This is a genomic window from Lysobacter korlensis, assembly GCF_042434515.1.
Genome location: NZ_JBHLTG010000032.1, coordinates 1 through 2,601, shown reverse-complemented (window position 1 = coordinate 2,601; position 2,601 = coordinate 1). Strand labels below are relative to the sequence as shown.

Sequence of the window (2,601 nt, the reverse complement as noted above, 5' to 3'; positions counted from 1 at the left end):
AAACAGAAGACCCGCTAGCAGCAGATGTTTCATCTTAGGGCCTAACACCTGAGTTAAGCCGCGCCGCGAAGCGGCGTCGGCTTGGACGAATTGTTAGGCCTCATTTGCGTGCGACCGCCGGAGGACCAGCGCCCGTTCTGCGACGTCAGCGCCGGAGTGCTCATCTAGGTGCACGTGAGACCCATCAGCGTTGCTGCCCGCCAGCGTAAGCAGATGCAGCGTCAGTTGCAGCAAGCCGGCCTCGTTGGCCCCGAGGATGATCTCGCGTCCATTATCCCGCACCTCAACAAACGAGCTGGCGAACCCGCCCAGCTCAGAAAGCTTGGCTTCGATGATGGCTACGGCGTCCGTGATCTCTCTCATGAGGCCTAACACCTGAGTTAAGCCGCGCCGCGAAGCGGCGTCGGCTTGGACGAATTGTTATGCCGACGCCATGAGGCCACGGCTTTGCAGCTCTGCATTGACGTACCGGATGTGAAAGCCGATTCCGATGCCTGAATTGGCGTTGGCCTGGATGACCTGCGAGATGGCGCTAAGTCCTTGGGCCATCATCGCGGCAAAGTTGCCGAAATTGATGCCCATAATCTCGACGCTTCCGCGGTTAGCGATTGCGGCGCACTGGTTGGAAAGCTGAGCTACTTGGGGCGCGAGAGCCTCGAGCGAGCTTCCGCCCATGAAGCGTCGTTGGGTCACGATTCCGACCAGTTCGCCAGTTGATGCGTCAACAATCGGCCCGCCCGAGTTGCCGCCGTTGACCGACCCGTCAATATAGAAGGCATGGCTAGCAAGGGGTGCAGAAATGGCCGCTTCATGGACAAGTAGATCCGGGATGCCGTGCGGAAACCCCGAAAATAGCACCCTTGCGCCGCGTGCCGTGCTGGGGCTTGGCGCCGGCTGAAGCACAACTCGGCCAGCAGGCAGCTGCTGTTGAAGCTCCAACACAGCAAAGTCCGCTTCATCTTTCGGCGAGTACACGACAAGGCGTGCGGGCAGCGCCACTCCCGCTTCCGTGACAGCCGCGATACTCGCGCCAGAACTTAGATGCGGTTCGATTACATGGTGGTTAGTGACAACCAAGCGATCGCTCACGTAGCTAAAACCGCTACCCGAGCTGTTGCCGGCCACAATCCGAAACGTTGCATCAGCAAGCCGTTGGTGCATGAATCTCTCCCCGCATAACGCCTGAGTTAAGCCGCGCCGCGAAGCGGCGTCGGCTTGGACGAATTGTTAGGCCCCAAACCAGTGCTGTGGCCACTGCTGCTCAGGGTACAGCAGCAGCCAAATTTCATTCTGAGCCTTAGGAATGTAGGTGCCCAAGACCTGCTCGGTGCGCAGGGCAGCACCGCCGCCTTCCAGATGCTTGAACCCCGTAACACCTGTGAGCGTTAGCTCTACAGCCTCCGGTTGCTCTGCGGCGAGGCGCCGAAAGTCGGACACGGTGAGGCCGGCCCCGGCAGGCTCCATGAAACGCGTGGGCAAGATGTCTAGGTCGCCGCCGGACATATCCACCTGCAACTCGCCGGCCTCACTGATTTGTGCCTGCCCCGGACCCATCTCAACGCCGTCGATCGTGCGAGTAGCGACCAGCACGCGGAAGACACCGGCAAGGTCGCCGGCTCTGTCTGCGACACTCAAGAGATCGGAAAGAATCATTTGGGGCCTAACACCTGAGTTAAGCCGCGCCGCGAAGCGGCGTCGGCTTGGACGAATTGTTAGGCGGCGCGCTACGGATCATCCGAATGCCCGCCCACGCGGAGCTGCTCTACCGAGTTGCGCAAATCTGGATTGCCGGGTTGGCCATCAGCCGTACCGACGCTAGCCGCCAGCACCATGATGGGGCCGAACACTGGGATGAGCCAGCCGAATGCTAGGGCGAGATTTCGGCGCGAGCCGACCCAGCGGTTTAGCCGTAAGGCTCGCCGCGTAGCCCAGAGAGCGAGCAGGAGGTGCAGAGCCAGGAACCCGAGATCGAGGTACATGCCTTAGCCGCCTAACACCTGAGTTAAGCCGCGCCGCGAAGCGGCGTCGGCTTAGACGAATTGTTAGACCCCACCTTACACATCGAAGCCGGGGTGCAGGAAGGTGCGCGGAAGACCGACCTGCCACGTGCCCCGGACAAGCTGATCAAGGAGCCGCTGGCCTTCGGCGGTGTAGTGGAGCTCGGTCCGCTCGGGCGCTTCAAGACGGACAAGAGCCGCCCGTAGTAGATCCAGCGCCTTGTCTCGATCTTCCACCTCGATGTCGAGACCACAGAACTCGATTCTCCGCGTTCCATCCGGTTCTGGCGCGGCGAGCAGCGAGCCGCCGCCCGATACGTGCCCGAGCCCCTGCGCCTGAAGCTCATCATCGATTGGGTCTTCGAACAGCTCGCCACGCTCGAGAGGTTGCAGAGAGGCAGGCAGCTTTACGTAGATGAAGCGCTCGACGTCAAAAGCCTCTTCCTCGGACACCGGAATCTCTCCTGTGGGGTCTAACACCTGAGTTAAGCCGCGCCGCGAAGCGGCGTCGGCTTGGACGAATTGTTAGAGCGCACAGTCGCGATTCCTCGTGTCGGTAGCGGGGCACGACTCGCTTAGCTCTACCAAGGTGACCGCTGCGTCG

Annotated in this window: 4 protein-coding genes; all 4 read right to left on the bottom strand. The window is 61.1% G+C overall.

All coding sequences use genetic code 11. From position 1 onward, the window contains the following. Positions 1-93: 93 nt before the first annotated feature. Positions 94-363, bottom strand: coding sequence for an Imm32 family immunity protein (locus ACFFGH_RS34240; RefSeq protein WP_386677410.1), 270 nt, complete (start codon positions 361-363; stop codon positions 94-96). Between the two features lie 57 nt (positions 364-420). Then, a complete protein-coding gene (locus ACFFGH_RS34235) occupies positions 421-1,161 on the bottom strand; it encodes a S1 family peptidase (RefSeq protein WP_386677408.1) in 741 nt (246 codons plus the stop codon). Positions 1,162-1,227: 66 nt separating this feature from the next. After that, positions 1,228-1,653: a hypothetical protein gene (locus tag ACFFGH_RS34230; protein ID WP_386677406.1), complete on the bottom strand. Its 426-nt coding sequence runs from the start codon at positions 1,651-1,653 to the stop codon at positions 1,228-1,230. Between the two features lie 401 nt (positions 1,654-2,054). Continuing rightward, a complete protein-coding gene (locus ACFFGH_RS34225) occupies positions 2,055-2,450 on the bottom strand; it encodes a hypothetical protein (RefSeq protein ID WP_386677404.1) in 396 nt (131 codons plus the stop codon). Between the last annotated feature and the right edge of the window lie 151 nt (positions 2,451-2,601).